We start from the raw sequence: 2,570 nt of genomic DNA, 5'->3' as shown, positions 1-2,570 counted from the left end.
GTCTCGAACTGGTGGGTGGGGGGCGTGGGCGCGCTGGTCGCCGGCGCCTCGGCCTCGTCGGGCACGTGGAAGGCGGACCGCGGCGCGCGGCCGTAGGCCTCCACGCTCTGGCAGTACTTGGAGACCCGGACCACGGTCAGGTTCCGGCGGGCCATCAGGTCGGTGATCCAGTACGGCACGCGCTCGTTGACCTTGACCTCCATCACGGCCAGCCGGGGCGGGACGATGTACCGGTTCTCCGCCGGCGAGGCGAAGTGGAAGTCGCGGTCCCGGCCCCGGATCCGCCGGTCGAAGGTCACCCGCAGCCCGGTGTCCTGCTCCCGGCCGACCAGCGCCTCGCGCCGGTAGCCGGTCATCGCCGTGGCCCGCAGGTCGAGCCGGATCAGCAGGTCGAGCACCTCGTGCACGAACGGCCGTTCCCGCTCGGCGTGTTCGACCTCCACCCGGCCGTCGCACAGCGCGCGCGCCGCGTGGTACGGCAGCCGCAGCCGGCGTTTCTGCGTGACGCGGTTGACCCGCTGTTTGATCTCCACGTGGACGGGCGAGTCGTCGGTCACGGCCGACACGTCCCCGTAGTGCCTGATCCGCAGCTTCCGGCGGAACTTCAGCCCCTCGATCTTCTCCCAGTAGAAGCGGAGCGCGGGCGTGTCGTAGTACACGCTCCACACCCCGTAGCCGCCGACCGGGCAGTTCGTGTCCGGCTCCATCCGCCGCGCGAGCTCGTCGCGCAGCGGGGCCACCTCCGTGACGGGCACCAGATACTTGATCTCGTACCGGTTGAAGGCGTGCAGTCGGCTGGCCACGCCTCGTTCGTGGCGTGCGTCGGCTGTCATGATCCCCCTTTCCCGAGTTCACCTTCGGATCGCTTGGCGTTAACCAACTAGTCCTGGATGAGAGCCGGATGAGAGCCAGCTGAGAAAGGTCTTCGGGATCACGCCGGAGGGTCGGGGCGGGTCGGGGCGCGGTGGAGCCGTGGTGGAGCGGCGGTGCAGCGCCCGGCGGGTTTCTCATGCGCCTCTCATGGCGCGCTCAGGGTCCCCTCACGGCACCGCCCTACCGTCCCGCGCATGATCCTCACCTATCTGCGCCGGGAGTTGCGCAGACGCCGAAGAGCCCAACTGGTCATCGCCTCGGGACTCGCGCTCGGCATCGCCCTCGTCATCGTCGTCAACGCGGTCTCCGCCGGCATGCAACGCGCCCAGGACGAGGTGCTGCGGTCGCTCTACGGCCTCGGCACGGACCTGACCGTCAGCCACGCCGTCACCTCGCCGGCCGACGGCGAGGAGGGCCAACCGCAAAGGCCCCGCTTCGAGTTCGACGCCCGGGAGGGCGAGGAACAGAGCAGCGACATGCTGGTCGTGGACGGCTTCCAGACGCTGGACGAGTCGGCCGTCGCCACCATCGCCGACATCGAGGGCGTCGCGGGCGCGGTCGGCGGTCTCGCGCTGCGCAGCGTCGGCGTGCGCGGCGCCTTCGACCCGGGCGAGGTCGTGGAGGGCGCGCCGGGCGAGGGGCCGGCCGGCGGTCAGGGCGGTGGGCCGAGCCGGGACGAGGTCGGGGGCGGCGGGGCCGCGTTCGACATCGACCAGTACGCGATCCTCGGCACCGACGTGGCCCACGTCGACCAGGGCCCGCTCAGCGCCGCCGAGGTCACCGACGGCCGGACGTTCACGGCGGACGACGCCGCGGCGGACGTGGCGCTGCTCGACACCGGCTACGCGGCCGGCGAGGAGCTCGCGGTCGGCGACACGCTCACCGTCGGCGGCGCGGACCTGGAGATCGTCGGCCTCACCGCCGCGACCGAGGGCGACGCGGCCGCCGACGTCTACCTGCCGCTGGCCCGTGCCCAGGAGCTCTCCGACAACGAGGGCGCCCTCACCGACGTCTACGTGCGGGCCACGGACTCGCAGCGGTTGGACGCCGTCGAGGCCGCCATCACGGAGCGGGTCGAGGACGCGGACGTCGTGACGGCGGACGACCTGGCCGACCAGGTCTCCGGCTCCCTCTCCACGGCCGCCGACCTGGCGGACGGCCTCGGCCGCTGGCTGTCCTACCTGGTGCTCGGCTCGGCCTTCCTCGTCGCCGGGCTGCTCGCCTCCTCGGCGGTCACCCGCCGGGTACGGGAGTTCGGCACCCTCAAGGCGCTCGGCTGGTCACGCGGCCGGGTCACCCGGCAGGTGATGGCCGAGTCCCTGGCCACCGGCCTGTTCGGCGGCGCGATCGGCCTCGCGGCCGGCGTGGGCGCGGCGGCCGTCATCACGGCCGTCAAGCCGTCGCTGACGGCCGAGTTGGGCGCCGCGGCGTCCCTCCCGACCGGGCCGGGGGCCGGCGGCGGTCCCGAGATGATGCGGCAGGGCATGGACCAGGCGGCCACGGCCCTGGACATCGCGCTCACCGCGCCGGTCAGCCTCGGCATCGTGGCCCTCGCCGGCACCCTGGCCATCGCGGGCGGCCTGTTCGCCGGCACGTTCGCCACGTGGCGAGCCTCGCGGCTCCGGCCGGCCGACGCGTTGGCCCGCGTGGCGTGACCGTGTTCCGTCCTCCCCCACCCCTGTCTCTTATACACGTCT

2 protein-coding genes are annotated in these 2,570 nt (G+C 73.1%); one reads left to right on the top strand and one right to left on the bottom strand.

The features are described 5' to 3' along the window. Positions 1-833 (bottom strand): polyphosphate polymerase domain-containing protein (locus E1283_RS35050; RefSeq protein ID WP_132822204.1); only part of this gene is annotated, 833 nt, incomplete at its 3' end. Between the two features lie 234 nt (positions 834-1,067). Between E1283_RS35050 and E1283_RS35045 the strand changes: the two genes are divergently transcribed. Beyond that, positions 1,068-2,528, top strand: a complete 1,461-nt coding sequence (locus tag E1283_RS35045) for an ABC transporter permease (RefSeq protein ID WP_132822203.1) — start codon at positions 1,068-1,070, stop codon at positions 2,526-2,528. The last annotated feature ends 42 nt before the right edge of the window (positions 2,529-2,570 follow it).

The sequence above is a fragment of the Streptomyces hainanensis genome (genome assembly GCF_004348415.1).
GTDB classification, from domain to species: Bacteria; Actinomycetota; Actinomycetes; order Streptomycetales; family Streptomycetaceae; genus Streptomyces; species Streptomyces hainanensis.
The sequence above is the reverse complement of the archived record's forward strand: the minus strand, read 5'-3'. Positions and strand labels throughout refer to the sequence as shown.

Excerpts from the sequence above, each read along its gene's own strand:
- E1283_RS35045 (WP_132822203.1), top strand. The coding sequence starts at position 1,068 with ATGATCCTCACCTATCTGCGCCGGGAGTTGCGCAGACGCCGAAGAGCC.